General features: G+C 70.7%; 20 protein-coding genes. 10 read left to right on the top strand and 10 right to left on the bottom strand.

Going from position 1 to position 24,059, the window contains the following annotated elements; translation table 11 throughout:
* Positions 1-16: 16 nt before the first annotated feature.
* Positions 17-1,396, bottom strand: coding sequence for a phosphomannomutase/phosphoglucomutase (locus tag LXN57_RS20840; protein ID WP_251799840.1), 1,380 nt, complete (start codon positions 1,394-1,396; stop codon positions 17-19).
* Positions 1,397-1,540: 144 nt separating this feature from the next.
* Here LXN57_RS20840 and LXN57_RS20835 point away from each other — a divergent pair, with 144 nt between their 5' ends.
* The 4 genes from LXN57_RS20835 to LXN57_RS20820 all read left to right on the top strand — a co-directional run bounded on the left by LXN57_RS20835 (position 1,541) and on the right by LXN57_RS20820 (position 5,969).
* Positions 1,541-2,839 carry a GAF domain-containing protein gene (locus tag LXN57_RS20835; protein WP_251799839.1) on the top strand — a complete coding sequence of 433 codons (1,299 nt, stop codon included), beginning with the start codon at positions 1,541-1,543 and terminating at the stop codon, positions 2,837-2,839.
* An 85-nt stretch (positions 2,840-2,924) separates the two neighbouring features.
* Positions 2,925-4,448, top strand: a complete 1,524-nt coding sequence (gene adh / locus LXN57_RS20830; RefSeq protein ID WP_251799838.1) for an aldehyde dehydrogenase — start codon at positions 2,925-2,927, stop codon at positions 4,446-4,448.
* Positions 4,449-4,451: 3 nt separating this feature from the next.
* Positions 4,452-4,823 (top strand): DUF779 domain-containing protein, encoded by a 372-nt coding sequence (locus LXN57_RS20825; protein WP_251799837.1) that lies wholly within the window; start codon positions 4,452-4,454, stop codon positions 4,821-4,823.
* A gap of 330 nt (positions 4,824-5,153) precedes the next feature.
* Positions 5,154-5,969 carry a polysaccharide deacetylase family protein gene (locus tag LXN57_RS20820; RefSeq protein WP_251799836.1) on the top strand — a complete coding sequence of 272 codons (816 nt, stop codon included), beginning with the start codon at positions 5,154-5,156 and terminating at the stop codon, positions 5,967-5,969.
* 14 nt (positions 5,970-5,983) lie between these two features.
* Here the strand turns inward: LXN57_RS20820 and LXN57_RS20815 are convergent, their stop codons facing one another.
* Positions 5,984-6,352 (bottom strand): DUF3499 domain-containing protein, encoded by a 369-nt coding sequence (locus LXN57_RS20815; protein ID WP_251799835.1) that lies wholly within the window; start codon positions 6,350-6,352, stop codon positions 5,984-5,986.
* Between the two features lie 206 nt (positions 6,353-6,558).
* Here LXN57_RS20815 and LXN57_RS20810 point away from each other — a divergent pair, with 206 nt between their 5' ends.
* Positions 6,559-7,035: a metallopeptidase family protein gene (locus LXN57_RS20810; RefSeq protein WP_438872894.1), complete on the top strand. Its 477-nt coding sequence runs from the start codon at positions 6,559-6,561 to the stop codon at positions 7,033-7,035.
* Positions 7,036-7,048: 13 nt separating this feature from the next.
* Here the strand turns inward: LXN57_RS20810 and LXN57_RS20805 are convergent, their stop codons facing one another.
* The 3 genes from LXN57_RS20805 to LXN57_RS20795 form a co-directional block, all read right to left on the bottom strand.
* Positions 7,049-7,306, bottom strand: coding sequence for a WhiB family transcriptional regulator (locus LXN57_RS20805; protein ID WP_014688021.1), 258 nt, complete (start codon positions 7,304-7,306; stop codon positions 7,049-7,051).
* 287 nt (positions 7,307-7,593) lie between these two features.
* Positions 7,594-10,104: a bifunctional FO biosynthesis protein CofGH gene (locus tag LXN57_RS20800; RefSeq protein ID WP_251799834.1), complete on the bottom strand. Its 2,511-nt coding sequence runs from the start codon at positions 10,102-10,104 to the stop codon at positions 7,594-7,596.
* A gap of 214 nt (positions 10,105-10,318) precedes the next feature.
* Complete coding sequence (locus LXN57_RS20795) at positions 10,319-11,287, bottom strand: hypothetical protein (RefSeq protein ID WP_251799833.1); 969 nt, start codon at positions 11,285-11,287, stop codon at positions 10,319-10,321.
* A 111-nt stretch (positions 11,288-11,398) separates the two neighbouring features.
* On the opposite strand from LXN57_RS20795, the gene cofD reads away from it, so the two are divergent.
* Together cofD and LXN57_RS20785 are read left to right on the top strand one after the other, a co-directional pair.
* A complete protein-coding gene (gene cofD, locus LXN57_RS20790) occupies positions 11,399-12,367 on the top strand; it encodes a 2-phospho-L-lactate transferase (protein ID WP_251799832.1) in 969 nt (322 codons plus the stop codon).
* Positions 12,368-12,462: 95 nt separating this feature from the next.
* Entirely contained in the window at positions 12,463-13,521 is a 1,059-nt protein-coding gene (locus LXN57_RS20785; RefSeq protein ID WP_251799831.1) for a coenzyme F420-0:L-glutamate ligase, read from the top strand.
* A 58-nt stretch (positions 13,522-13,579) separates the two neighbouring features.
* Here the strand turns inward: LXN57_RS20785 and LXN57_RS20780 are convergent, their stop codons facing one another.
* The 3 genes from LXN57_RS20780 to LXN57_RS20770 are packed head-to-tail and all read right to left on the bottom strand — an operon-like array spanning position 13,580 to position 16,432.
* Positions 13,580-14,143, bottom strand: coding sequence for an NUDIX hydrolase (locus LXN57_RS20780; RefSeq protein ID WP_251799830.1), 564 nt, complete (start codon positions 14,141-14,143; stop codon positions 13,580-13,582).
* A gap of 3 nt (positions 14,144-14,146) precedes the next feature.
* A complete protein-coding gene (locus tag LXN57_RS20775; protein WP_251799829.1) occupies positions 14,147-15,262 on the bottom strand; it encodes a mannose-1-phosphate guanylyltransferase in 1,116 nt (371 codons plus the stop codon).
* 18 nt (positions 15,263-15,280) lie between these two features.
* Complete coding sequence (locus LXN57_RS20770; RefSeq protein ID WP_221376662.1) at positions 15,281-16,432, bottom strand: glycosyltransferase family 4 protein; 1,152 nt, start codon at positions 16,430-16,432, stop codon at positions 15,281-15,283.
* 180 nt (positions 16,433-16,612) lie between these two features.
* Between LXN57_RS20770 and LXN57_RS20765 the strand changes: the two genes are divergently transcribed.
* Positions 16,613-17,317, top strand: a complete 705-nt coding sequence (locus LXN57_RS20765; RefSeq protein WP_251799828.1) for a TIGR03089 family protein — start codon at positions 16,613-16,615, stop codon at positions 17,315-17,317.
* Here the strand turns inward: LXN57_RS20765 and LXN57_RS20760 are convergent.
* Both LXN57_RS20760 and LXN57_RS20755 read right to left on the bottom strand, forming a co-directional pair.
* On the bottom strand, positions 17,314-19,248 hold the full coding sequence (locus LXN57_RS20760; protein WP_251799827.1) for an acetoacetate--CoA ligase: 1,935 nt from the start codon (positions 19,246-19,248) through the stop codon (positions 17,314-17,316). The genes LXN57_RS20765 and LXN57_RS20760 overlap by 4 nt on opposite strands.
* A 16-nt stretch (positions 19,249-19,264) precedes the next feature.
* Positions 19,265-19,786 carry an acyl-CoA thioesterase gene (locus LXN57_RS20755; protein WP_251799826.1) on the bottom strand — a complete coding sequence of 174 codons (522 nt, stop codon included), beginning with the start codon at positions 19,784-19,786 and terminating at the stop codon, positions 19,265-19,267.
* Between the two features lie 1,007 nt (positions 19,787-20,793).
* Here LXN57_RS20755 and LXN57_RS20750 point away from each other — a divergent pair.
* Complete coding sequence (locus tag LXN57_RS20750; RefSeq protein ID WP_251799825.1) at positions 20,794-23,388, top strand: hypothetical protein; 2,595 nt, start codon at positions 20,794-20,796, stop codon at positions 23,386-23,388.
* Between the two features lie 58 nt (positions 23,389-23,446).
* Positions 23,447-24,055: a transcriptional repressor LexA gene (lexA, locus tag LXN57_RS20745; protein WP_251799824.1), complete on the top strand. Its 609-nt coding sequence runs from the start codon at positions 23,447-23,449 to the stop codon at positions 24,053-24,055.
* Positions 24,056-24,059: the final 4 nt, after the last annotated feature.

Below are 24,059 nucleotides of genomic sequence, written 5' to 3'. Positions count from 1 at the left end.
TTACTGCGACCTGATCCTAACTACGGACGATGGCGAGCACTTCGTCGCGCAGGGATGCCATGCGGTCGGGCTTGGCGGCCTCGACGTTGAGCCGCAGCAACGGCTCGGTGTTGGAGGCGCGCAGGTTGAACCAGGCGCCGTCGGGCAGTTGCACGGTGAGACCGTCGAGCTCGTCGAAGCCGGCCCCCGCGAAGTGGGCCCGCACCTCGGCGGTCTTGGCGGCGGCGTCGGCCACCGTGGAGTTGATCTCGCCGGAGGCGCTGTAGCGCTCGTACTCGGCGGCGAACTCGGACAACGGCCTGTCCTGGCCGCCGAGCGCGGCGAGCACGTGCATCGCCGCGAGCATGCCGGTGTCGGCGAACCAGAAGTCCCGGAAGTAGTAGTGCGCCGAGTGCTCGCCGCCGAAGACCGCGTTCGACCGGGCCATCTCGGCCTTGATGAACGAGTGGCCGACCCGGCTGCGCACCGGCGTGCCGCCCGCCTCGGTGATGATCTCGGGCACCGCGTGGGAGGTGATCAGGTTGTGGATGACCGTGCTGCCGGGGAACTTGGCCAGTTCGCGCCGGGCGACCAGGGCGGTGATCGCCGAGGGCGAGACCGGGTCGCCCTTCTCGTCGATGATGAAGCAGCGGTCGGCGTCGCCGTCGAACGCGACGCCGATGTCGGCGCCCTGCTCGCGGATGGCGTTCTGCAGGTCGACCACGTTCTTGGGGTCGAGCGGGTTGGCCTCGTGGTTGGGGAACGAGCCGTCGAGCTCGAAGTACATCGGCACGATCTCGAGCGGCAGGGCGGGCAGCACCTGGTCGCCCAGGACGGCCGGGACGGTGTAGCCGCCCATGCCGTTGCCCGCGTCGACGATGACCTTGAGCGGCCGGATGCCGGACAGGTCGACCAGCGAGCGCAGATGGGCCGCGTAGGCGCCGAGCAGGTCGCGGGTCTCGAGCCGGGACGGGCCGTCGGCCTCGGCGTTCAGGTCGTTGAGCAGGGCCTCGGCGCGCTGCCGGACGACCGCGAGGCCGCTGTCCTGGCCGACCGGCTTGGCGCCGGCGCGGCACAGCTTGATGCCGTTGTATTGGGCCGGGTTGTGGCTGGCAGTGAACATGGCGCCGGGCAGCCCCAGCGAGCCGGACGCGTAGTAGAGCTCGTCGGTCGAGGCCAGGCCGATGGAGACGACCGCGGCGCCGGCGGCGTTGGCGCCCCGGGCGAACGCGGCGGCCAGGCCGGGGCCGGATTCCCGCATGTCGTGCGCGGTCACGATCTCGTCGGCGCTGTCGCCCGACTCGCGCAACATCTCGACGAACGCGGTGCCGAGAGCCCGGGCAACCGCCTCGTCGAACTGGTCCGGGACGACTCCCCGGACGTCGTACGCCTTGACGATCTTGGACAGATCAGACACTGCTCCCCCTCGAGCCCGTCGCCGGTGACCCGCCGAGATTACCGGAGGCAGAAGAACGGCATATCAGCAACGATGCAGCGTCAACCGAACAAAGCTTGTCGTCGAGCGTGATGGGGGTCACGATGGGGGTCTGGAGGTGCCTCCGTGCCCAACCCGTGGCTCGCTCTCGACGCCGGCGCCGACCCCGTCGAGCGCATGCGGCAGGTCGGACGCGCTCACGAGCTGTTCCTGGCCGGGCAGAAACAGGACGGCCCTGCCGTGCGGTCCGTGGTGGCGGAATCATGGCGGCGCTCGGCGGTCGCGCTGCCCGGGCCCGACGCCACCGCCCCGATCGAGCTGAGCGACGACGACCTCGAGACCTACCGCGCCGCGCACCCGCTGGCGCGCGTGCTGCCGATCTTCCGCGACCTGCTGGGCGGCCTGGCCGAGGACGGCGAGCACCTGATGGCCGTGTGCGACGCCTACGGCCGGCTGCTGTGGGTCGAGGGAACGGCGAAGGTGCTGCGAGCCGGCGAACGCATGAACTTCGTGCCGGGCGCCCGCTGGGACGAGGCCCACGCCGGCACCAACGCGCCGGGCACGGCCCTGGCCGTCGACCATCCTCTGCAGATCTTCGCGACCGAGCACTTCAGCCGGGGCGTGCAGCGCTGGACCTGCGCCGCCGCGCCGATCCACGACCCGGGCACCGGCCGGCTGCTCGGCGCCATCGACGTCACCGGCGGCGACCACCTGGCCAACCCGCACAGCCTGGCCCTCGTCCGCGCCACCGCGCTGGCCGCCGAGGCCTACCTGCGCGGCCATCGCAGCGCGCCGGCGACCGCGGGCTCGGTGGTCGCGCTCGGGCGCAACGAGGCGTTGCTGACCTTCGAGGGCCGGCAGTGGCGCCTCGGCCGCCGCCACTCCGAGCTGCTGGTGATGCTGCTGGCCCACCCCGAGGGCAGCACGGGTGACGAGCTGGCGTTCGGGGTCTACGGCGACGACGCGAGCCCGGTGACCGTACGCGCGGAGTTGTCGCGTCTGCGCCGGGCGCTGGGCCCCGAGCTGATGGAGTCCCGGCCCTACCGGCTGCGGGCCGAGGTCGAGGCGGATTTCCGTACGGTCACCGCGCTGCTCGAGCACGGCCGCGTGGCGGACGCGCTGGAGGCGTACGCGGGACCGCTCCTGCCCGGGTCCGACGCCCCGGGCGTGGCGCGCCTGCGCCGCCTGGTCGACGACCGCCTCCGCTCCGCGCTGCTGGCCGCCCGTGACCGCACCTTGCTCCAGACCTGGCTGCACTCCCCGTGGGGCGCCGACGACCTGGAGGTCTGGGAGGCGTACGCCCGCCTGCTCGCCCCGACCGCCCCCGACCGCCCCATGGCGCTGACCCGCATCCGCGAGCTTCAAGTCGAATTCGGGCTGGGCCCGCCGGTGTCGGGGGCGCCGAAAGTGGCGAGGCGAAGCTGAGGGCATTTCCGGGGACACAGTTGCAACGTCGTTGCAACGTGGCCGTAACTAACGTCGGCCGCACCCCAGAGGTACGGAGGCTGCCATGACCGTGTATTCCCCGCCCGGATCCGACGGCGCGATCGTCAACTATGAGTCCCGGTACGACCACTTCATCGGCGGCGAGTACGTGCCGCCGGCCAAGGGGCAGTATTTCGCCAACCCCAGCCCCGTGACGGGCCAGGACTTCTGCGAGGTGGCCCGGGGCACGGCCGAGGACGTCGAGAAGGCGCTGGACGCCGCGCACGGCGCCGCCGACGCGTGGGGCCGTACCTCCACCGCCGAGCGGGCGAACATCCTCAACAAGATCGCCGACCGCATGGAGCAGAACCTGGAGAAGCTCGCGGTCGCCGAGTGCTGGGAGAACGGCAAGCCGGTGCGCGAGACGCTGGCCGCCGACATCCCGCTGGCGATCGACCACTTCCGCTACTTCGCCGGCGCCATCCGGGCCCAGGAGGGCACGGCGGGCGAGATCGACGACGACACGGTCGCCTACCACTTCCACGAGCCACTCGGCGTCGTCGCCCAGATCATCCCGTGGAACTTCCCGATCCTGATGGCGGTCTGGAAGCTCGCCCCCGCGCTGGCCGCCGGCAACGCGGTCGTGCTCAAGCCGGCCGAGCAGACGCCCGCCTCGATCCACTACTGGCTGTCGCTCGTGGCCGACCTGCTGCCGCCGGGCGTGCTCAACATCGTCAACGGGTTCGGCGTCGAGGCCGGCAAGCCGCTCGCCTCGTCCAACCGGGTCGCCAAGGTCGCCTTCACCGGTGAGACCACCACCGGCCGGCTGATCATGCAGTACGCCTCCGAGAACCTGATCCCGGTCACCCTCGAGCTGGGCGGCAAGAGCCCGAACATCTTCTTCGACGACGTCAGCCGGCTCGACGACGACTTCTATGACAAGTCGCTCGAGGGCTTCTCGATGTTCGCGCTCAACCAGGGCGAGGTCTGCACCTGCCCGTCGCGCGCGCTCATTCAGCAGGGCATCTACAGCGACTTCCTGGCCGCGGGCGTGAAGCGGGTCGAGAACCTCAAGCAGGGCGACCCGCTCGACACCGACACCCAGGTCGGCGCGCAGGCGTCCAACGACCAGCTCGAGAAGATCCTGTCGTACTTCGACATCGGCCGGCAGGAGGGCGCCAAGGTGCTCACCGGCGGCGCCCGGGCCGACCTCGGTGGCAATCTGTCTGGCGGCTACTACGTGCAGCCGACGATCTTCGAAGGCAACAACGCCATGCGGATCTTCCAGGAGGAGATCTTCGGGCCGGTCGTGTCGGTGACCTCGTTCGCCGACTACGCCGACGCCATCAAGATCGCCAACGACACGCTGTACGGGCTGGGCGCCGGCGTGTGGACCCGGGACATCAACACCGCGTACCGGGCCGGTCGGGCGATCAAGGCGGGCCGGGTCTGGACGAACTCGTACCACCTCTACCCGGCGCACGCCGCGTTCGGTGGTTACAAGCAGTCCGGCATCGGCCGCGAGAACCACAAGATGATGCTCGACCACTACCAGCAGACCAAGAACCTGCTCGTCTCGTACAGCCCCAAGGCGATGGGCTTCTTCTAGGCCATGGCCACGCGCGTAGACGTGACTCCCGCGGCTGCCGACATGATGCGGCAGCTGCGGGGGCAGCACGGTCCGCTGATGTTCCACCAGTCCGGCGGGTGCTGCGACGGCAGCTCCCCGATGTGCTATCTGGAGGGCGAGTTCCGCACCGGCCAGTCCGACGTGCTGCTCCAAGCCCTGAAGATCGACGGGGTCGACGAGCCGATCACGTTCTGGATGTCAGCCTCGCAGTTCGAGCTGTGGAAGCACACCCACCTGACGGTGGACGTGGTCCCCGGAAGGGGTTCCGGCTTCTCGCTGGAAGCCCCCGAGGGCGTGCGTTTTCTCATCCGTTCGCGCCTGCTCACCGAGCAGGAGCTGATCGAACTCTCCTGAGAAGGGGGACTGCCGGGACTTTGATCCCGGCCACAGACTGATCCGTGCACCGCCGTCGTCCCGTATCAATGAGGGGCGGCGGCGGTTCGCCGTCACTCAGCGCGACCCACGAGGCGCGACCCCCGAGCCCGAGACCGTATTGCCTACCCCGAGGACCCCGTGCCCACCCCCCTCCTTCGCCTCCTCCGCTTTCTGACCGCTCTCGACCAGCGGGCCATCACGTGGGCCCTCGGTCGTGTCTCCCCCGACCGTGCCGAATCGCTGCGAAGCGCGGCGATCAGGGGGTTCCGGGCGGCAATGTCGGGAGCCGGTCGGTCCAGGGAGGGTTTGATGCGATTGTCGCGGGCCAAGAAGGCGGTTCTGCTCGGCGTGGTGCTGATCGCCGTCGGCCTGACCGGGCGCGCGTCGGCGGAGTCCGCTCAGGACAGCGTCGGCACGCTCACCGCTTCGTCAGTCGCGCCCTCGTCGCCGGCCGCCGAGCCGAAGCCGAAGCCGGCGGTGAAGCCGCCGGCCCGGGCGGTCAAGAACCCGCGCTTCGGCGGTCCCGCCGGCAGCCACATGCTGACCGGATCCAAGGGTGTCGCCCTCACCTTCGACGACGGTCCCGACCCGAACGAGACGCCCAAGCTGCTGGCCCTGCTGGCCCAGCACCACGTGAAGGCGACCTTCTGCCTGGTCGGCGTGCAGGTCGAGCGGCACCCCGGGATCGTTCGTCAGATCGTGGCCCGGGGTCACACGCTGTGCAACCACACCTGGGACCACAGCCTCAAGATCGGCAAGGACCCGGCGTCCAAGATCCAGGCCGATCTGGGGCGCACCAACGCCGCGATCCACCGGGCCGCGCCCGGCGCGAAGATCAAATATTTCCGAGCGCCCGGCGGCAACTTCACGCCGCTACTGGTCTCGACGGCCAGGCAGCTGGGGATGACCTCGATCTACTGGCGGGTCGACCCGCGCGACTGGAGCCACCGCAAGGGCGAGACCAGCGCCGCGCACCAGGCCAAGGTGGTCAGGCAGATCGAGAAGCACTGCCGGCCGGGCGCCATCGTGCTGTCGCACGACTACGCGCAGCCCGACACCGTCGCCGCGTACAAGAAGCTCATCCCGTGGCTCAAGAAGCGCTACACGCTGATCGCGTTGCCCTAGCCGACCCCGGGGCCTCAGTGGGACGGGGGGATGACCCTCAAGTGGCCTCTGCGGCCCGTCTGATGGCCCGGGAGTCGTTCTGTCTCGTCGGCCCGCGGGGGTGGCGCGGCCGGGCGGGCCGCCTCGCGGACGGCGTCGGCCAGGGCGACCAGGTCGTCGGTGGTGGGCGGGGGCGGGGCGAAATCGCCGTCGTGCCGCACGAGTTCCCAGCCCCGGGGGGCGGTGAGGCTGCGGGCGTGCGGCTCGCAGAGGTCGTACGTGTGGGGTTCGGCGAAGGCTGCCAGGGGTCCGACAACCGCCGTGGAGTCGCTGTAGACGTAGGTCAGCGTGGCGACAGCCTGTCGGGGACAGCCGTTCCGGGAGCAACGCCGTGGTGACCTCACGGCGGCACGTTATCGCTCCGGCGGCCCGCGCGGGCGCGGAAACCCCGCGACACGCCGACCCACGATGCATCACGATTCGGTCATGCCCACCCGACACGCGGCACCCGATGGGGCGAATTACCGCCGTATCGCCCCGAAGGGGCGAATCAACACGGCCGAAACACGTCTGACAACGTGTCACACCGTCGGAGGACTAGAGTTGCGGCGTGACCACCAGTCCCGAACGCCGCCGCACCGACCCGCGACCGGCGCGTAAGGCCGGCCCTGGGCACCCGGCCCGTCGCGACCGGCACGGCCGGGGCCTGCGGGGCCGGCTCGTCCCGGCCACAGTCCCCCTGGCCCGCACCAAGGCCGAGATCTTCGACGACCTGGTGCTCGACACGGTCGAGGGGCTCGAACGGCGCTACGCGAAAGAACTGGCCGGCGTCGAGTTCGCCGTCGAGGACGTGCCGCCCGACCTCAACGTCTACGACTCCGACGTGCTCGAGGACGGCGAGGTGCCCCTGGCCCGCCTGCTTCCCGGCCGCCCCGGCCGGCAAGAGCTCCCCCCGCGGATCGTGCTCTACCGGCGGCCGCTGGAATTCCGGGCGATGGACCGCGAGGACCTCGCCGACCTCGTCCACGATGTGATCATCGAGCAGGTAGCCAACCTGCTCGGGGTGGATCCCGACGAACTGACCTGAGCGCTGAGCGCGATCAGGCCACCCGTCGCTTCAGCTTGCGACGCTCGCGCTCGGACAGTCCACCCCAGATGCCGAACCGCTCGTCGTGCCCCAGTGCGTACTCGAGGCACTCGGCCTTGACCTCACAGCGGCCGCAGATCCTCTTTGCTTCCCGGGTGGACCCCCCCTTTTCCGGGAAGAAAGCTTCCGGATCGGTCTGCGAACACAGCGCCCGTTCCTGCCACTCGGGCGCGTCCCCGAGCAGGTCGACCCCTTCAACCTGCGCTTCCATCGGCGTGCCTCCCAATTTCCGCGCCGGCAGCGATGCCGGCACTGACCCCCCACGCACGCAGCGTGTTTTTTGCGAGCGGACTTCGCATTTTGTTGCGCTTCAGCTCACAACCCCACCGAAATTACACGCGTGTAAGACGTGCGTCGTCAAGCCGAACCTGATAAATAGGCCCGTTTCCCCGGCGCGCCCGCGGGCGCGACAGGGTCCCGTTCCTGCCCTATCTCTCCGGAGCCCCGGTAGGTAACGCGATCCCGTTCCATCGCGTCCAATTTAACCCGTTTTGTGATCTACCGTCGACCGTAGGTCGTGGTCCGCTCCACTGCCGGGCGACCGGCCGCCGCCGCAAGTTCCTTGAGCTCAGCGACCGTACGAGCCGATCCGTGCTCGGAACCGGCCATGCGGGAGATGGTTTCCTCCATCAGGGTGCCCCCGAGGTCGTTGCAACCCCCGTTGAGCATCACCCGGGTGCCGTCGTCGCCCAGTTTCACCCAGGAGCACTGGATGTTGTCGATGCGGCCGTGCAGCAGGATCCGGGCCATCGCGTGGACGACCCGGTTCTCCCGCCAGCTGGGACCGGCCTTGGCCAGGCCGGCCAGATAGATCGGTGCGTTGGTGTGGATGAACGGCAACGCCACGAACTCGGTGAAGCCGCCGGTGACGTCCTGGATGCCGGCCAGCACCCGGAAGTGGCCGAGCCACTGCCGCGGGTGGTCGACGTGCCCGTACATCATGGTCGAACTCGACCGGATGCCGAGCTGGTGGGCGTTGGTCACCACGTCAGTCCAGGCGCTGGTGGGCAGCTTGCCCTTGGTGAGCACCCAGCGCACGTCGTCGTCGAGGATCTCGGCCGCGGTGCCCGGGATCGTGCCCAGGCCGGCCTCCTTGAGCTCGGCCAGCCACTCGCGCACGGGCACGCCGGCCTTGGCCGCGGCGGTGACGATCTCCATCGGGGAGTACGCGTGGACGTGCATGCCGGGGACGCGCTGCTTGACGGCGCGGACCAGGTCGGCGTACGCGGTCACGGGCATCTTGGGGTCGATGCCGCCCTGCATGCAGACCTCGGAGGCGCCGTCCTGCCAGGCCTGCTCGGCCCGGTCGGCGACCTGGTCGACCGAGAGGCGGTAGGCGTCGGCGTCCCGTTCGCGCTGCGCGAACGCGCAGAACCGGCAGCCCACGTAGCAGACGTTGGTGAAGTTGATGTTCCGGTTGACCACGTACGTGATGTCGTCGCCGTTGACCTGCTTGCGGAGGTCGTCGGCGATGCGGGCCAGCTCGTCGAGGGCCTCGCCGTCGGCGTTGAACAACGCCATGGCCGCGTCCTCGTGCTGCTTCTCGAGGAGGGCGGCCGGGTTCTCCGAGGCGAGCTTGAGGCCCTGGACGACCTCCGCCTCGATCCTGCGCGGCGCCTCGGTGGTGATGTGGGCGGCAACCTCGTCCCAGTCGCCGTAGACGTCGTCGAAGTCGGAGCGCCGGTCGCCCGAGCGGCCCTCGGTGTCGATCGTCGCGAAAAGATCGGTGCGGCCCGAGGCGTACGCGTCGTCGGGCTCCTGCCAGGGACGGCCGACCACCTCGGCGTCCTCGCGGGCCAGACCGTCCTCGCCGGACAGCGCGGCCACGTGCGCGGCCAGACGCGGGTCGAGCCAGCCCTCGTTGCCGCGGCGGACGTACTCGGGATAGATCGTCAGGCGCTCGCGCAGCTCGAATCCGGCCGCCGCCGAGTGCTCGCGCAACGAGTCGATCCGGGGCCACGGGCGCTCGGGGTTGACGTGGTCGGGGGTCACCGGCGAGACGCCGCCCCAGTCGTCGATGCCGGCCCGCAGCAACAGGCCGAACTCGGTGTCGATCAGGTTGGGCGGGGCCTGCAGGCGGCCCCGCGGGCCCATGATGATGCGGCCCACGGCCACCGTGGCAGCCAGCTCGCGCAGCTCGGCGTCGGGCATGCCGCGCATCGCCGTGTCCGGCTTGGCGCGGAAGTTCTGGATGATGATCTCTTGGATGTGGCCGTACTCACGGGCGGCACGGCGCATCGCGAACAGCGCGTCGACCCGCTCGGCCGGGGTCTCGCCGATACCGATCAGGATGCCGGTGGTGAACGGGACGCCCACCCGGCCGGCGTCGTCGAGCACCCGCAGGCGTACGGCCGGCTCCTTGTCGGGCGAGCCGAAGTGCGGGCCGCCGGGCTCGGACCACAGCCTGGTCGCCGTGGTCTCGAGCATCATGCCCATGCTGGGGGCGACCGGCTTCAGGCGCTGCAGCTCGGCCCAGCTCATCACGCCGGGGTTGAGGTGTGGCAGCAGGCCGGTCTCTTCCAGCACGGCGATCGCGCAGGCGCGCACGTAGTCGAGGGTCGAGTCGTAGCCGCGCTCGTCGAGCCACTGCCGGGCCGCGGGCCAGCGTTCCTCGGGGCGGTCGCCGAGGGTGAACAGGGCTTCCTTGCAGCCCTGGGCGGCGCCCTGACGAGCGATCTCGAGGACCTCGTCGCGCTCGAGGAAGGCTGCGGGCAGCCGGTGCGGCACGGTCGCGAAGGTGCAGTAGTGGCACCGGTCCTGGCACAGGCGCGTCAGGGGGATGAAGACCTTGCGCGAGTACGTGACGACGCCCGGCCGCCCGGCCTCACGCAGGCCCGCGTCGCGGATGCCGCCGGCGATCGCGAGCAGCTCGTCGAACTGCTCGCCGGTCGCGGCCAGCAGGGCGGTCGCCTCACCGGCGTCCACTGCCTTGCCGTCGGCCGCCCGGCGCAGGGCGCGCCGGATGCTCGCTTCCGTGGGCTGACTGTCGACCGTGTTGACCTCTGTCACCCCAGCAGCCTAGGCCGGAATGCCGCGCGTTGCCTCGACCGGGACGGGGTGCGCGCCGTGGTCTATCCCACTGCGCGCACCCCGTCGTGGTGCTATCGCCTCGGCGCCTCGGTCCCACCGGCGTCAGAGCCCCGGTCCCTCGCGGCCACCGCGTCGGCTCGGCCGGTGCTACCGCGTCGGCTCGGCCGGTGCTACCGCGTCGGCTCGGCCGGTGCTACCGCCGCGGCGAGTCCTCGCCGGCCGGGCCGAAGCCGGGGCGGTCGTCGGGAATCTTCTCGGTGCGCTCGTCGCCGGCGGGCGCGGTGTTCGGCACCACCTGGGTGGGCTCGGAGAACGCCGCGGCCGCGGACGGCGTGGCCGGCGGGCCCGAAGCGGGGGCCGCGGGCGGGGCCGAGCCCGGGTGCGCGGGCGGCGCCGACGCGGGGATGGGCACGGCGGGCTGGTTCCAGGTCGGGGGCTGCTGCGGGTGGCCCTGGGGCGGCTGACCGTAGGGCTGGCCGTACGGCTGGCCGAACTGCTGTGCACCCGGCTGGGCACCTGGCTGCGGCATTCCCGGCGGAGGCGTTCCAGGCGGCGGGTAGCCGCCGGGGGCGTAGCCAGGCTGGCCCTGCGGCGGCGGACCGTAGCCCGGCTGGCCAGGGTAGGCGCCGGGCTGGCCGTACGCCGGCTGGCCGTAAACACCGGGCGGCGCCTTGGGCTTGGCCACGTGGAACAGGCCCTGCCAGAGCCGGAACACCGCGTACGCGGCCACGGCGAACACCCCGAGCCAGGCCGCCCGCACCAGAAGCTCTTCGAACGCGGTCCGCGCGCCGTTGTTGCTCGCGTGGTTGATAAGGCCGATGAGCAGGCCGAACAGCACGCCGAAGAAGCCCATCACGGCGTACTCGACCAGCGCGACGAGCGTGATCAGCCGGGCCTTCGGATGGAGCGGCGGCACGAGCAGCGCCAGCAGCACCGCCGCCAGCGGCATGAACACCGTCGCGGTGTTCACGAAGCCGTAGAAGCTGTCCTGGGTGCGGTAGCCGAACTGGTTCTCACCGTCCGGGATCAGCCGGATCACGGCCACGAAGAGCAACAGGGCGGGAGCGCCGACGAGCGCGTAGGCCGCGAGGTCGCGCAGCGGGCGGAGGAACTGGCCGGCCGATCTGCCCTCGCCCGGCGCGGGCTGCGGTTGGCTGGTCACGGAATTCTCCAAGACGAAGTCGGGTGCGGGAGGCTCAGGGTAGTCCGGCCCCGCACGCTGCATCGATACCCACCGGAAAGTTCCGTCATACCCGTACGGGAGGATACGGGCATGCGGATCGTGGTCCTTTCCGGTGGCATCGGCGGCGCCAAGTTTCTCGTCGGCGTGCGCGCGCAGGCTCGTGCGCTCGGCGCCGAGGTGACAGCGGTGGTCAACGTCGGCGACGACGTCCGCATGCACGGCCTCCAGATCTGCCCCGACCTCGACAGCGTCATGTACACGCTGGGCGGCGCCCACGACCCGGGGCGCGGCTGGGGCCGGGTCGGCGAGTCCTGGGTGGTCAAGGAGGAACTTGCCGCCTACGGCGCCGAGCCGTCGTGGTTCGGCCTGGGCGACAAGGACACGGCCACCCATCTCGTACGCACCCAGATGCTGGCCGCGGGCTATCCGCTCTCCGCGGTGACAGCCGCCCTGTGCGCCCGCTGGCAGCCCGGCATCACCATGCTGCCCGCCACCGACGACCGCCTCGAGACCCACGTGGTGGTCGACGTCGAGGGCGAGCGCAAGGCCATCCACTTCCAGGAATGGTGGGTCCGCTACCGCGGCGAGGTGCCGACCCACCGCTTCGTCTTCGTCGGCGCCGAGGCGGCCAAGCCGGCCCCCGGCGTCGTCGAGGCGATCGCCGCGGCCGATGTGGTGCTGGTCGCCCCGAGCAACCCGGTGGTGAGCATCGCGCCGATCCTGGCCGTGGCCGACGTGCGCGACGCCGTGGCCACCGGCCCCGCCCCCGTCATCGGGGTGTCCCCCATCATCGGCGACTCCCCGATCCGCGGCATGGCCGACAAGTGCCTGGCCACGGTCGACGTCGCGGTCACGGCGGCCGGGGTCGGCGCGCTCTACGGCCCTCGTTCCGCCGGCGGCATCCTCGACGGCTGGCTGGTCGATTCGTCCGACGCCGCCACCGAGGTCCCCGGCGTCCCCACCCGGGCTGTCCCGTTGTGGATGTCCTCCGAAGAGGCCACGGCCCAGATGGTCAAGGACGCCCTTTCCCTCGCGGGCGCCGCGAGCCCGGGGTCGTAACCGGCGTGATCAGCGCTACTCGGGGGCGGTGTCGCGTCAGCCGCCCCGGCCGGGCAAGCTGAACGGAACATCTCACCGCCGAGGGGGCGACCGTGGTGACGGACGGGTTGGAGATCCTGCCGGTGCGCGGGATCGGCGAGATCGTGGCCGGTGACGAGCTGGCCGAGGTCATCACCGCTGCCGCGCCCTGGCTGGCCGACGGCGATGTGCTGGTGGTGACCAGCAAGATCGTGTCCAAGGCCGAGGGCCGGCTGGTCGAGGTGCCCGTCGGCGGCCCCGAACGTGACCGGGCGCGCGCGGCCGCCCTCGAGTCCGAGACGGCTCGCGTGGTTGCCCGCCGCGGACCCACGACGATCGTGCAGACCCACCACGGCTTCGTGATGGCGGCCGCCGGCATCGACGCCTCCAACGTCGACAAGTCCCACCTCGTCCTGCTTCCGGCCGATCCCGACGAGTCGGCCCGGCGCCTGCGCGACGACCTGGTGAAGCGCGGCCTCGACGTCGGCGTCATCATCTCCGACACGATGGGCCGGGCCTGGCGCAACGGCCTCACCGATGTGGCCCTGGGCGCCGCCGGCATCGAACCGATCCGTGACTACCGCGGCGAGACCGACCCGTACGGCAACGAGCTCGAGATCACCCAGATGGCCGTCATCGACGAGCTGGCCGCCGCCGGCGAGCTGGTCAAGGGCAAGGTCGACCAGACGCCGGTGGCTGTTGTCCGCGGCTACCCCCGCTCCGGCATCCGCGACGCGGCCGACGCCTCGGTGCTGCTGCGCGACGCCGCCTCCGACATGTTCAGCCTCGGCACCACCGAGGCCCGCGCCGACGGCCTGCGCCGGGCCGCTCTGCTGCCCGACGGGCCCGAAGCTGCGTTGCCCGGCCTACCGGTCGACCCGGACGCAGTCGACCGGGCCGCCGCAGCGGTGGCCGACTACCTCTCCCGCGCTACGACGTTGGCTCCGGCCGAGGTGATCCCCGGCAGCGGCGCGACGGCCGCCCTGCACCTGGGCACACTCGACAAGACGCCCGTCGGCTTCATGCGCCTGGGCGCCGACGCGCACCGCCTGCGAGCCGCCCTGGCCGCCGAGTCCATCGTGACGCTGTCCCTCCCCCACGAGGACGGCGTCCGCCTGGAGCTCTCCGCCTCCTGACCTCCGCATCGACGGCTCCGCGGCGCTTCCGTCGCCGAGCCGGGCGGCGGCGACGCGTTCAGCTGAGCCGGGCCAGCGCGGGGGCGATCTGGCGGATGGTGCCGGAGGCCAGCGGGGCCGGCAGAGCGTCGGGCGCGAACCAGCCGAGGTCCGCCGACTCGTCGCTGATCTGCTCCTGGGCGCCGGCCGGAGCGCGGAGCAGGAACCGTACGTCGAAGTGGACCGACGGCTCGGCGGGCAGGCCGTCGGCCGGGCCGCAGCGCACCTCGTGGATGTCGACGTCGATCGGCTCCGGGTCGAGCAGCAGACCGGTGATGCCCGATTCCTCGGTCGCCTCGCGCAGCGCGGCCGCGGCCAGGCTCGTGTCGTCCGCCTCGCAGTGGCCGCCGAGCTGCATCCACTTGCCCAGGCGGCCGTGCAGGCAGAGCAGCACCCGGCCCTCGTCGTCCACGACCAGGGCGCTGGCCGTCACGTGACCGCGACGATGGGCCCGGGTCATGGCGACCGGACCGTCGTCCAACAGCTCGAGGGTGCGCTTACGGCCCCGCTCGGCCTCGTCGGAGGTCGCCGTCCACGCGTTCAGCCGCCGCACCGCGTCGGCGTGCAGGTCTTCGATGCTCACGGCTCAGATGTAACCGTGCTCGCCGAGCTCCTTGAGCTCGTCCACCAGGTGCTTGACCTCTTGCGCCCGCTCGCGGGGGATCACCAGCACGGCATCCGGCGTGTCGACGATCACCAGATCCCGTACGCCCATGGCCGCGACCAGACGACCCTCGGTCGGCACCACCACGAGACCCTCCGTGTCGCGCAGCAGCACGCCCGACTTCTGCGAGACGTCGCGTCCGACGATCACGTTGCCCGACGGGTCGGCCGCCAGCACCGCGCCCAGCGTGTGGAAGTCGCCGACGTCGTTCCAGCCGAAGTCGCCGCGAACCGTCCCGACCCGGCCGACCGCGGCCGCGCCCTCCATCACGGCGTAGTCCACCGAGATGCGCGGCAGGGTCGGCCACACCTCGCCCAGCACCTCTTCGCGCTCCGGCGACTCCCAGGCCGCCGCGATGCGTGACACCCCAGCCGCGAGCTGCGGCTGCTGGCGCGACAACTCGGCCAGGAACGCGTCCGCCCGCCAGACGAACATGCCCGCGTTCCACAGGTAGTTGCCGGACTTCACGTAGCCCTCGGCCACGTCGTACGTCGGCTTCTCCTTGAATTCCTCGACCGCGAGCACCGGCCCGTCGCCGGTCTCGCTGCCGCACTGGAGGTAGCCGTAGCCCGTCTCGGGCCGGGTCGGGGTGATGCCCAGCGTCATCAGGAGGCCCTTGCGGGCGCCGGCCATCGCCTGCTGGATGACCTCGGTGAAGCGTTCCTTGTCGGCGATCAGGTGGTCCGAGGCGAACGATCCCATGATCGCCTCGGGATCACGCCGGGCGATGACCGCCGCGGCCAGCGCGATGGCCGCGCAGGAATCCCGGGGCGACGGCTCGACCAGGACGTTCGCCTCAGGGATGGTGTCGAGCTGCCGCGAGACCGCCGCCGCGTGGGCGACCCCGGTGACCACGAACACGCGGTCCATGGGGGCCAGCAGGTCGAGACGGGACACTGTGGCCTGGAGCAGGGACGCCTCGGTGCCCGTCAGCGGGTGCAGAAACTTGGGGTGACCGGCTCGGGACAGCGGCCAGAGGCGGGTTCCGGTGCCGCCTGCAAGAACAACGCCGTACAGTCCGCCGAGTTGATCGCTCATGCGCACAGAGTGTAAAGGTCAGGGGGTCGCTACCCGTTTCCAGGTTGTGACGTGTACCTCCGCGCTGGACGCCCAGGTGAACTCCTTCGCACGGTCGAACCCCGCCTTGGCCAACGTTAGGCGGCGCGGCTCGTCGTGCAGCAGGTCGGCCAGGTCGGTCGCGATGCGGTCGGGGTCTTCGGTGGTGTACGCCACTGCGTCGCCGCCCACCTCGGGCAGGGACAGCCTCGGCGTGGTGAGCACCGGCGTCGCACAGGCCATGGCCTCGAGGATCGGCAGGCCGAAGCCCTCGCCGAAGGACGGGTAGCAGGCCACGAGCGCGCCGCCGAGGAAGCCCGGCAGGTCGGCGTACCGGAGGTAGCCCGGGCGGAGCAGGCGCAGGTGGGACGGCACCTCGGCCACGGCACGGTCGATCTCGTCGTCGTGGCCCTGACCGCCGGCCAGCACCAGCGCCGGCGGGCGCGGCCAGTCGGCAACCGCGCGGGCCCAGCCCCGGATCAGGTTGGGCACGTTCTTGCGCGGCTCCTTGGCCCCGAGGAAAGCGACATAGCCCGCATCGTTGAGGCCGAGCCGGGCGCGTACGCGGGCCTTCTCTTCCTCGGTGGGCGCGTGGAAGGCCGCCTGGTCGACGCCGTGATAGGCCACGTCGATGTGGGTCGGGTCGGCGTCGAGGAGCCGGATCAGCTCGTCGCGGGTGGCCTTGCTGGGCACGATGACCCGGGCCGCGCGGCGCAGCGACGTCTTGATCGCGCTGCGGAAGAACGTGCGCTTCGTGTTGTCGTAGTGCTCGGGCTCGGTGAAGAACGTCGCATCGTGCACGGTCACCGTTACCGGGCAACCGGCGCGCAACGGACAGGTGTAGAACGGCGAGTGCAGCACCTGGGCACCGACCTGCTGAGCGAGCAGGGGCAGACCAGTCTGCTCCCACGCCAGCCGGGCGGGCCGGTGGGCGACGGCGGCCGGGCCGGCGATCACCTCGGCGCGGTTGTCGAGCAGGCGGCTGTAACGCTCCGCATCCGACCGCTGAGCCACAACGGCTAGATCGACCCTGTCCGGGTCGATCCGCCCGAGGGCGCCGAGCAAGCCGTCGACGTATCTGCCGACTCCTCCTCGGTCTGCGGGGACGCTGGTGGCGTCGACGAGCACTCGCGGGGGGCGACCGGCGGTCACGAGGCAACTCCCAAAGAGGTTGTAATTCAGACCACTGGCAAGCGTACGCCCGGAATGCATCAGGCAGGTGACCGCGACACCGCCGTGTCCGCCTCGTTTCCCGGTTCTCATCGCCCGCTCAGGGACGATTACGCACAGTCACCCCTTCGGGGACCCCCGAACGGAACTATCGTGTTACCGGTGCAGAACACGATCCCGCAGGTGCTGGCGGCCGCCGTCCGCCGCGACCCGGCAAGCCCCCTGCTGACTTTCTATGACGACGCCGGCGGCGATCGAACCGAACTCTCCGGCGCGACGCTCGACAACTGGGTTTCCAAGACGGCGAACCTGCTGGTGGACGGCTTGGGCCTGAGCAACGGCGACACCGCGGCGGTGACCATGCCGGCGCATTGGCAGACGGCCGCGATCCTCCTGGGCGTCTTTTCGGCCGGCGTCGAGGCCGAGACGACCGATCCGGCGTCCGCCGACGCCCTCTTCACGACCCCGGATCAGAGCACAACGACAAAAGCCTCAGACCGGTACGCGACCGGTTTGCTGCCTTTCGCGATGCCCCTCCGCGAGCTACCAACCGGCTTCGCCGACTTCGTGCTCGAGGTGCGCCAGTTCGGCGACTACTTCCCCGGCGCGCCGGTCACCGCGGCCGACCCGGCCCTCAACGGCCGCACCCACGCCGAAACCCTGGCCGCCGCCACCAGCCGCGCCGCCGAGCTCAACCTCACCCCGGGCAGCCGGGTGCTGTTCGACGCCACCACCCACCCCGACCCGATCGACTGGCTGCTGGCGCCCCTGGTCGCCGGCGCCTCGATCGTCCTCTGCGCCCACCTCGACCGCACGACGCTCGACGCCCGCGCCGGCTCGGAGAAGGTCACCCTGGTGGTCAGCTAGCGGCGTTTGCGGGCCAGGTCCTCGAAGGCGAGCAGGGATTCCGGGTTGGCCAGGGCGCCCTTGGCGGCGGCGGATTCGACCGGGGCGCCGGTCAGGATGCGCTTGACCGGCACCTCGAGTTTCTTGGCGGACAGGGTGCGTGGGACGGCTCGTACGGCGTGGATCTCGTCGGGAATGTGGCGGGGGGAAAGCGACGCCCGCAGCTCGGCGGCTATCCGCTTGCGCAGGGGATCGTCGAGGTCGACGCCGTCGGTCAGCACCACGAAGAGCAGCAGCTCGCCGTTCGGATTGTCGTCCTGCTCCAGGTGGACCACCACCGAGTCGACGATCTCGGGCAGGCTCTCGACCACCGAATAGAACTCGGAGGTGCCCAGCCGGACGCCGCCGCGGTTGAGGGTGGCGTCGGAGCGTCCGGTGATGACGCAGGAGCCGTCGGTGGCGATGGTGATCCAGTCGCCATGGCGCCAGACGCCGGGGAAGTAGTCGAAGTAGGCCTCGCGGTAGCGCTTGCCGTCGGGATCGTTCCAGAAGCTGACCGGCATGCTCGGCATGGGCGCGGTGATGACCAGCTCGCCGAGCTCGTCTATCACCGGGTGGCCGGTGGGGTCGTACGCCTCGACCCGGGCGCCCAGGGCCCGGCAGGCGATCCTGCCTTCGACCACCGGGAGCAGGGGCACCGCACCGACGAAGCCCGTGCAGACATCCGTACCGCCGGAAAGCGATTGCAGTTGCAGGCGCGTGCCCACCGCCTCGTAGACCCAGTCGAAACCCTCCGGCGGCAGCGGCGCGCCGGTCGAGCCGATGCCCTTGAGCCCGTCCTTCCGCGGGGTGAGACCCGCCTTGCGGCAGGCCATGAGGAAGGGCGCGGACGTGCCGAAATAGGTGATGCCGGCTTCGTCGACCAGATCCCAGAGGACCGACATGTCCGGGTACGCGGGGTTGCCGTCGAACATGACGATCGCGGCGCCGACGGCGGGACCGCTGGCCAGGAAGTTCCACATCATCCAGCCGGTGGTGGTGAACCAGAAGAACCGGTCACCGGGGCCCAGGTCGTGGTGCAGGGCGAGCATCTTGAGGTGTTCGAGCAGGATGCCGCCGTGACCGTGGACGATCGGCTTGGGCAGGCCGGTGGTCCCCGAGCTGTAGAGCACATAGAGCGGATGGTCGAACGGCACCTTCTCGTACGCCATCGGGTCATCGCCACCGAACTCGCGGAACGTGTCGCGGGCGGGATCGAGGTAGCCGATGGTGACGACGTGCCGCAGCGACGGGAGCGCCGCGGTGATGGCCGCGACCTCCTCGCGCCGGTCGACGGCCTTGTCGCCGTAGCGGTAGCCGTCGACGGCCACGAGCAGCGCCGGTTCGATCTGTTGCCAGCGGTCGATCACACTGCGTACGCCGAATTCGGGCGCGCACGACGAGAAGACCGCACCGAGGCTGGCGGTGGCGAGCATCAGCACGTACGTCTCGGGAATGTTGGGCGCATAGGCCGCCACCCGGTCGCCGCGGCCGATGCCGTGCGCCAGCAGGCCGGCACGAACATTGCGGACCTGCTCACGAAGCTGGGCCACGGTCAGGGTGATCGGCGCACGGGTCTGGCTGTGGGCGAGCACGACCGGCTCGTCGCCGGCCAGCCCGGGCAGGCGCAGGACGTGCTCGGCGTAGTTGACGGTCGCGCCGGGGAACCACTTCGCCCCCGGCATCCCGGCGCCCCCGGGCAGCACACCCGCCGGCGGGTCGTGGGCGATGACCTCGAAGTAGTCCCAGATCGACTGCCAGAACGCGGGCAGGTCGTCGACGGACCACTGCCAGAGCGCCGCGTAGTCTCGGAACTCCAGGCCGCGCGACCGCTGCAGCCACGCCAGATATTGCCCGATCCGGGACGTCTCCCGCACGTCGGCCGGCGGCTCCCACAACACTGCGCCCGTCATGCCCACACCTTAACGTTCATTCAGCCTTCTCCTCCTCGGCCCGGGCGCGCTGGATCGCGGCCCGGCGGGCCAGGCGATGTTCCCGCCGGATCAGAGCTTCGCGGAAGCGGCGCTCGTCCTCAACGTTCTCCGGCAACACAGGCGGGACGTTGCGCGGGTGACCGGACACGTCCACGGCCACGAAGACGAGATACGCGGTGGCAACGGTCACCGGCTCGTTGGGCACGACGTCCCAGCGCTCGGCGACCACCTTGACGCCCACCTCCATCGAGCTGGAGCCCGTCCAGTTCACCTGGGCGTAGGCGTGCACCAGATCGCCGACCCGCACCGGCTCGACGAAGACGATCTCGTCGATCGCCGCGGTGACGGCCGTGCCGCCGCTGTGCCGGGCCGCCGAGGCGCCGGCCACGTCATCGACGAACTTCATCAGGACACCGCCGTGCACGGTCCCGTACAGATTGACGTCTATCGCTGTCATGATGCGGCTCAGAGTGACCCGGGAATGACTGGTGGGACGGCCGGGGAGCTGCTCATTCATGCGGCGTACGTTACGTCGTCCTTCCGCCCGGTTGCCCGGCGACGGTACGGTGCGACGGCAGCCGGCATTCGGGGAGAGAAAGCGTGCGCCACTTCAGGTCGATCTTGTATGCCCTCGTGCTGGCACCGGCGGTGTGGGTGCTCGCGGGTGTGGGTTTCACACATGATCTGACCGCCCGGGGGCAGGACGACTTCGCCGTCGAATCGGTGGCCGGTCTGCTGCTGCTCCTGCTGGCCGGGGCCGCGTACGCCATCCTGCTCTTCGCCCCGATCTCGCCGGCCGGGCCGTCTCTCGGCGGGCTGGCCTATCTGGGCATCTCGGCGTGGGCCCTGGCCGCGCCGGAATCGTACGCGGGAGTGTGGCCGGAATCCGTGGCCAAGGACGGCTTCGATCTGAGCCGGCCGGGCTACGGGCTGGCTGCGCTGCTGGCGCTTCCGCTGATCTGTACGGCTTTGAGCGCGCGACGGTGGGCCCGGTACGAGCCGCCCGTGCTGCCGCTGATCGGGCAGCTGGGGCGTGCGCGGGGCCACGTGGCGATGCCGCCCGCAGCATCGACGCCGCATCTGAACGAGGCCGACCAGAGCACGGTGATGCGGCTGCCGATGATGGCGCGTGGCTCCGACGACACGACTACCGTGCTGGCCGGCGGGCGTCCTGCCTTCGACCCCGAGGCCACCACGGTCCTGCCGTCGTCCACCGCTCCGGGTACGGGAATGGACGAATCCGGCCCGGCTTCCGCCATGGCAACGACGTCTTCCGTGGTGACAACGACTTCCCCGGACGAGCGAACGGCCGGAACCGGGTCGTCCCGGCCGGACGAGAGGACTGCCGAGAGCGCGGCAATCCCGGCCGACGCTGAGGATGAGCGGACTGTCCTGCTCACGGCCGTCGAAGAGAAGACGGCCTCGGCCACCCCCTCGAATCCGTCTGACTCCACGGATTCCTCGGACCCCTCGGACTCCTCGGACTCCGCTGATGAGCAGACGACTCTGCTGACAGCAGCGGGGGTGACCGGCGGCAGTGCGATTACCGGCAATCCGGTCGAACCGGGTGCGGCGGCAGCAGGGGCAGGTTCCGAGGCCGCCACGCTTTCGCCGGGCGCTGACGGCACTGCCGAGGGTGCGAGCGTTGCAGCCGTAGCCGCCACGGACGATTCTGCTGCGGCGGCTCGGGGCGAGGACGTTGTCGACAAAGCGGTCGCGGCGCTGGCGGCCGAGGAGCCATTCAAGATCGGCGAAGTCGTTGATGTGGCGCCCGAAGATGAGGCGACCATCGCGGTGCTGACTCTGCGGCAGGAACGACAGACAGCGGTTGTGGTCTCGTGGGATGAGGCTGCGACTGTGGCGGCGCTGCACAACGGGCAGGCGTCCACCCGGCGAGCCACGGTTGCTGCGCCGCCGACGCAGCCGAAAGCCGCTGCAGCACCGCCGACCGAACCAGACGCCGTCGCAACTCCCCCGACGGAACCAAAGGCCGCTGCAGCACCGCTGATGGAACCAGACGCCGTTGCGACACCTCTGGCGGAAGCAGAGACCGCTGCAGCACCGTCGACAGAACCAGAGGCAGCCGAGGAGCCGCTGGTAGAACCGGCCGCGGTTGCGGCGCTGGAAGTCGAGATTGTCGAAGCGGCAGAGACTGTCGAGCCCGGCAGCGAGCCGGACGGCGCGGCGGTGACGGCCGCTGAGGAAGAGGTCTCGGAGACGGCCCACGCCAACGAACCGGCTGGCGAAAGCGACGGCTCGGCCACCGGGGTCTCCGCCGCCGCATCGGATCCGGGCGCGATCATCGACGGCTCAGAGAGTGATGCTGACGTTCAGGCCGGCGATCACGACATTGAGGTTCCGATCGACGGCGGTGTTGCTGCTGCTGCTCGGGTCGGGAGCGAGGCGACCGCTCCGGGCGATGGCGTCGACGTAGCGGCGGCGGTGGCTGATGGCGCCGCTGGTCCGGCCGGGCGCGGAAACTCCGGGAGCCGTGACACAGCCGCCGGCGATGAGCGCGCGACAGCGATCATCGAGGAACAGGGCTCGGCGGCTGCCAGCGAGATGGCGGCCCGGGCCGGTGCCGATATCGATGCCGACTCCGACTTCGATGCCGACTCCGACTCCGACTCCGACTCCGACGAGTTTGCCGATCTGTTTGTTGTCGGGCGGGCGAAGCCGGCTCCGAACACGCGTGCTGTGCCGCCGGAGCTGGAGGAGACCCGGTCGCTCGAGGCGCCGGATCCGGATCGGACCCGGGCGATCAATCTGGGCGAGCTGACCACGAAGCTTCAGGTCACTCCGGCCGGGGGCGACGAAGTCGAGGCGGTCAACGAGCCGGTGCGGGCACGGGCGACGGCAGCCGCGCCCGAACCGACCGGGCCGGACCTCTCCGGGTTCGAGGTCACCCGGTCACTCAGCGCGCCCGACCCGGACCGGACCCGCACCATCAAGGTGTTCACCTCGGCCGACGAAGTCCCTGCCGCTGACGTGGAGACAGCCCGGTCGCCCAACGCGCCCGACTCGGGAACGGCACAAACAACCCCAGTCGTATCGGAGGAGGGCGCCGGACACGACACGACTCACACCATCTCCGTCGTCTCGTCCGACGACGCGGAGATCACGCGGCCGCTCAACGCGCCCGACCCCGACCGCACACAGACCATCACGCTCATCCCGACCGACCACACAACACACACCGCCGCCGGCGGCTCGATCGACGACGCGGAAACCACCCAGTCCCTCAGCGCGCCCGACCCGGACCGCACACAGACCATCGCGGTCATCCCGACCGGCGACAGGACACACACCACCGCCACCACCACCACCACCGGCGCAACCGCCACCGCCGGCGACACCTTCGACGACGCGGAAACCACCCGGCCCCTCAACGCGCCCGACCCGGACCGCACACAGACCATCGCCGTTATCCCGACCGACCACACAACACTTACCGCCGCCGGCAACACACCCGACGATGGGGAAACGACCCGGTCGCTGAGCGCGCCCGATCCGGAACGCACACAGAGAATCGCCGTCGTTTCACCCGACGACGCGGCTGCTGCGGCCGGTGGGACGACGCACGGCGAGGACGTGGAGACGACGCGGTCGCTCAGTGCGCCCGACCCGGATCGGACGCAGGCCATCACTGTGGTGGACGACGGATCGGTCACCCAGCCTCTGGATGCGCCGGACCCGGACCGTACGCATCTGGTGAAGGTGGCCGAGTTGGCGGCGCCGCTGCATCTGCTGCCACCGGTGCTGCCGGCCGACCTCGCTGCCCATCCGGGGCGGGCGTCGGGGCAGAACACCGCGGCTCTCAGCCACACCGGGGACATCGGCGGGGACGAGACGCAGGTGATCCGGTTCGGCCCGGATGGCACACAGAGCGTGCGGACGGGAACCGTCGAGCCGCCGGGCGAGCGTACGGAGATCGTGCGGCTCGCGGCCAAGGGCAAGGCCACGGTGCCCGGGCGAGCCGACGCCGAGGAATCGGCCGGGCGCGTCAACCCGGCTGACGTGACCGGGACGGCGACCGAGGAGCGGGGGCTGACCGTGATGAGCATGGAACGGCCGCCCGAGGACGAGCCGGGGATCCCGGCTCAGCGCGAGCCGAGCTGAACCGAGGGTCGTTCGTTCGAGTCGTACAGATGATCGAAGAATGTAGTATCATCCTCGCATGCCCACGGACGACGTGCCTCTGAGCAAGCGGCAACGGCAGATCCACTCGATGATCCGTGAGTGGATCGACCAGCACGGTTACCCACCGACCATCCGCGAGATCGGGGCCGCCGTCGGGCTCGAGTCGCCCTCGTCCGTGGCCCACCAGCTCAAGGTTCTCGAAGAGCGGGGCTACATCCGGCGCGGGGCTCGCGGCTCGCGCGCGATCGACGTACGCACTCCGGGCGAGCAGGCCAATGTGCCCGTTCCCGTCCTGGGCACGATCGCCGCCGGCACGCCGATTCTTGCCGACGAGCACGTCGACGAAGAGCTCAATCTGCCGTTGAGCCTGGTCGGCCACGGCACGCTGTTCGCCCTGAAGGTCAAGGGTGACTCGATGATCGAGGCGGCCATCTGCGACGGCGACACCGTCGTGGTGCGCCAGCAGCAGGTGGCCGACAACGGCGACATCGTGGCGGCGATGATCGACGGCGAGGCCACGGTCAAGGTCTTCCAGCGCACCGGCGGCCACATCGAGCTGGTGCCCCGCAACGCGGCCTACGACGTCATCCCGGGCGACGACGCTGTCATCCTCGGCAAGGTGGTCACCGTTCTGCGCCGAGTCTGACCGG

It is taken from the genome of Paractinoplanes hotanensis, from assembly GCF_023717965.1.
Classification (GTDB): domain Bacteria; phylum Actinomycetota; class Actinomycetes; order Mycobacteriales; family Micromonosporaceae; genus Actinoplanes; species Actinoplanes polyasparticus.
This window is presented reverse-complemented; position numbering and strand designations above follow the sequence as displayed.

Coding starts and splice junctions, on each gene's coding strand:
- LXN57_RS20820 (WP_251799836.1), top strand. CDS start 5,154: ATGCGATTGTCGCGGGCCAAGAAGGCGGTTCTGCTCGGCGTGGTGCTG.
- LXN57_RS20760 (WP_251799827.1), bottom strand. CDS start 19,248: ATGACGGGCGCAGTGTTGTGGGAGCCGCCGGCCGACGTGCGGGAGACG.
- LXN57_RS20805 (WP_014688021.1), bottom strand. CDS start 7,306: ATGGAAGCGCAGGTTGAAGGGGTCGACCTGCTCGGGGACGCGCCCGAG.
- LXN57_RS20755 (WP_251799826.1), bottom strand. CDS start 19,786: ATGAATGAGCAGCTCCCCGGCCGTCCCACCAGTCATTCCCGGGTCACT.
- LXN57_RS20775 (WP_251799829.1), bottom strand. CDS start 15,262: ATGAGCGATCAACTCGGCGGACTGTACGGCGTTGTTCTTGCAGGCGGC.
- lexA (WP_251799824.1), top strand. CDS start 23,447: ATGCCCACGGACGACGTGCCTCTGAGCAAGCGGCAACGGCAGATCCAC.
- adh (WP_251799838.1), top strand. CDS start 2,925: ATGACCGTGTATTCCCCGCCCGGATCCGACGGCGCGATCGTCAACTAT.
- LXN57_RS20825 (WP_251799837.1), top strand. CDS start 4,452: ATGGCCACGCGCGTAGACGTGACTCCCGCGGCTGCCGACATGATGCGG.
- cofD (WP_251799832.1), top strand. CDS start 11,399: ATGCGGATCGTGGTCCTTTCCGGTGGCATCGGCGGCGCCAAGTTTCTC.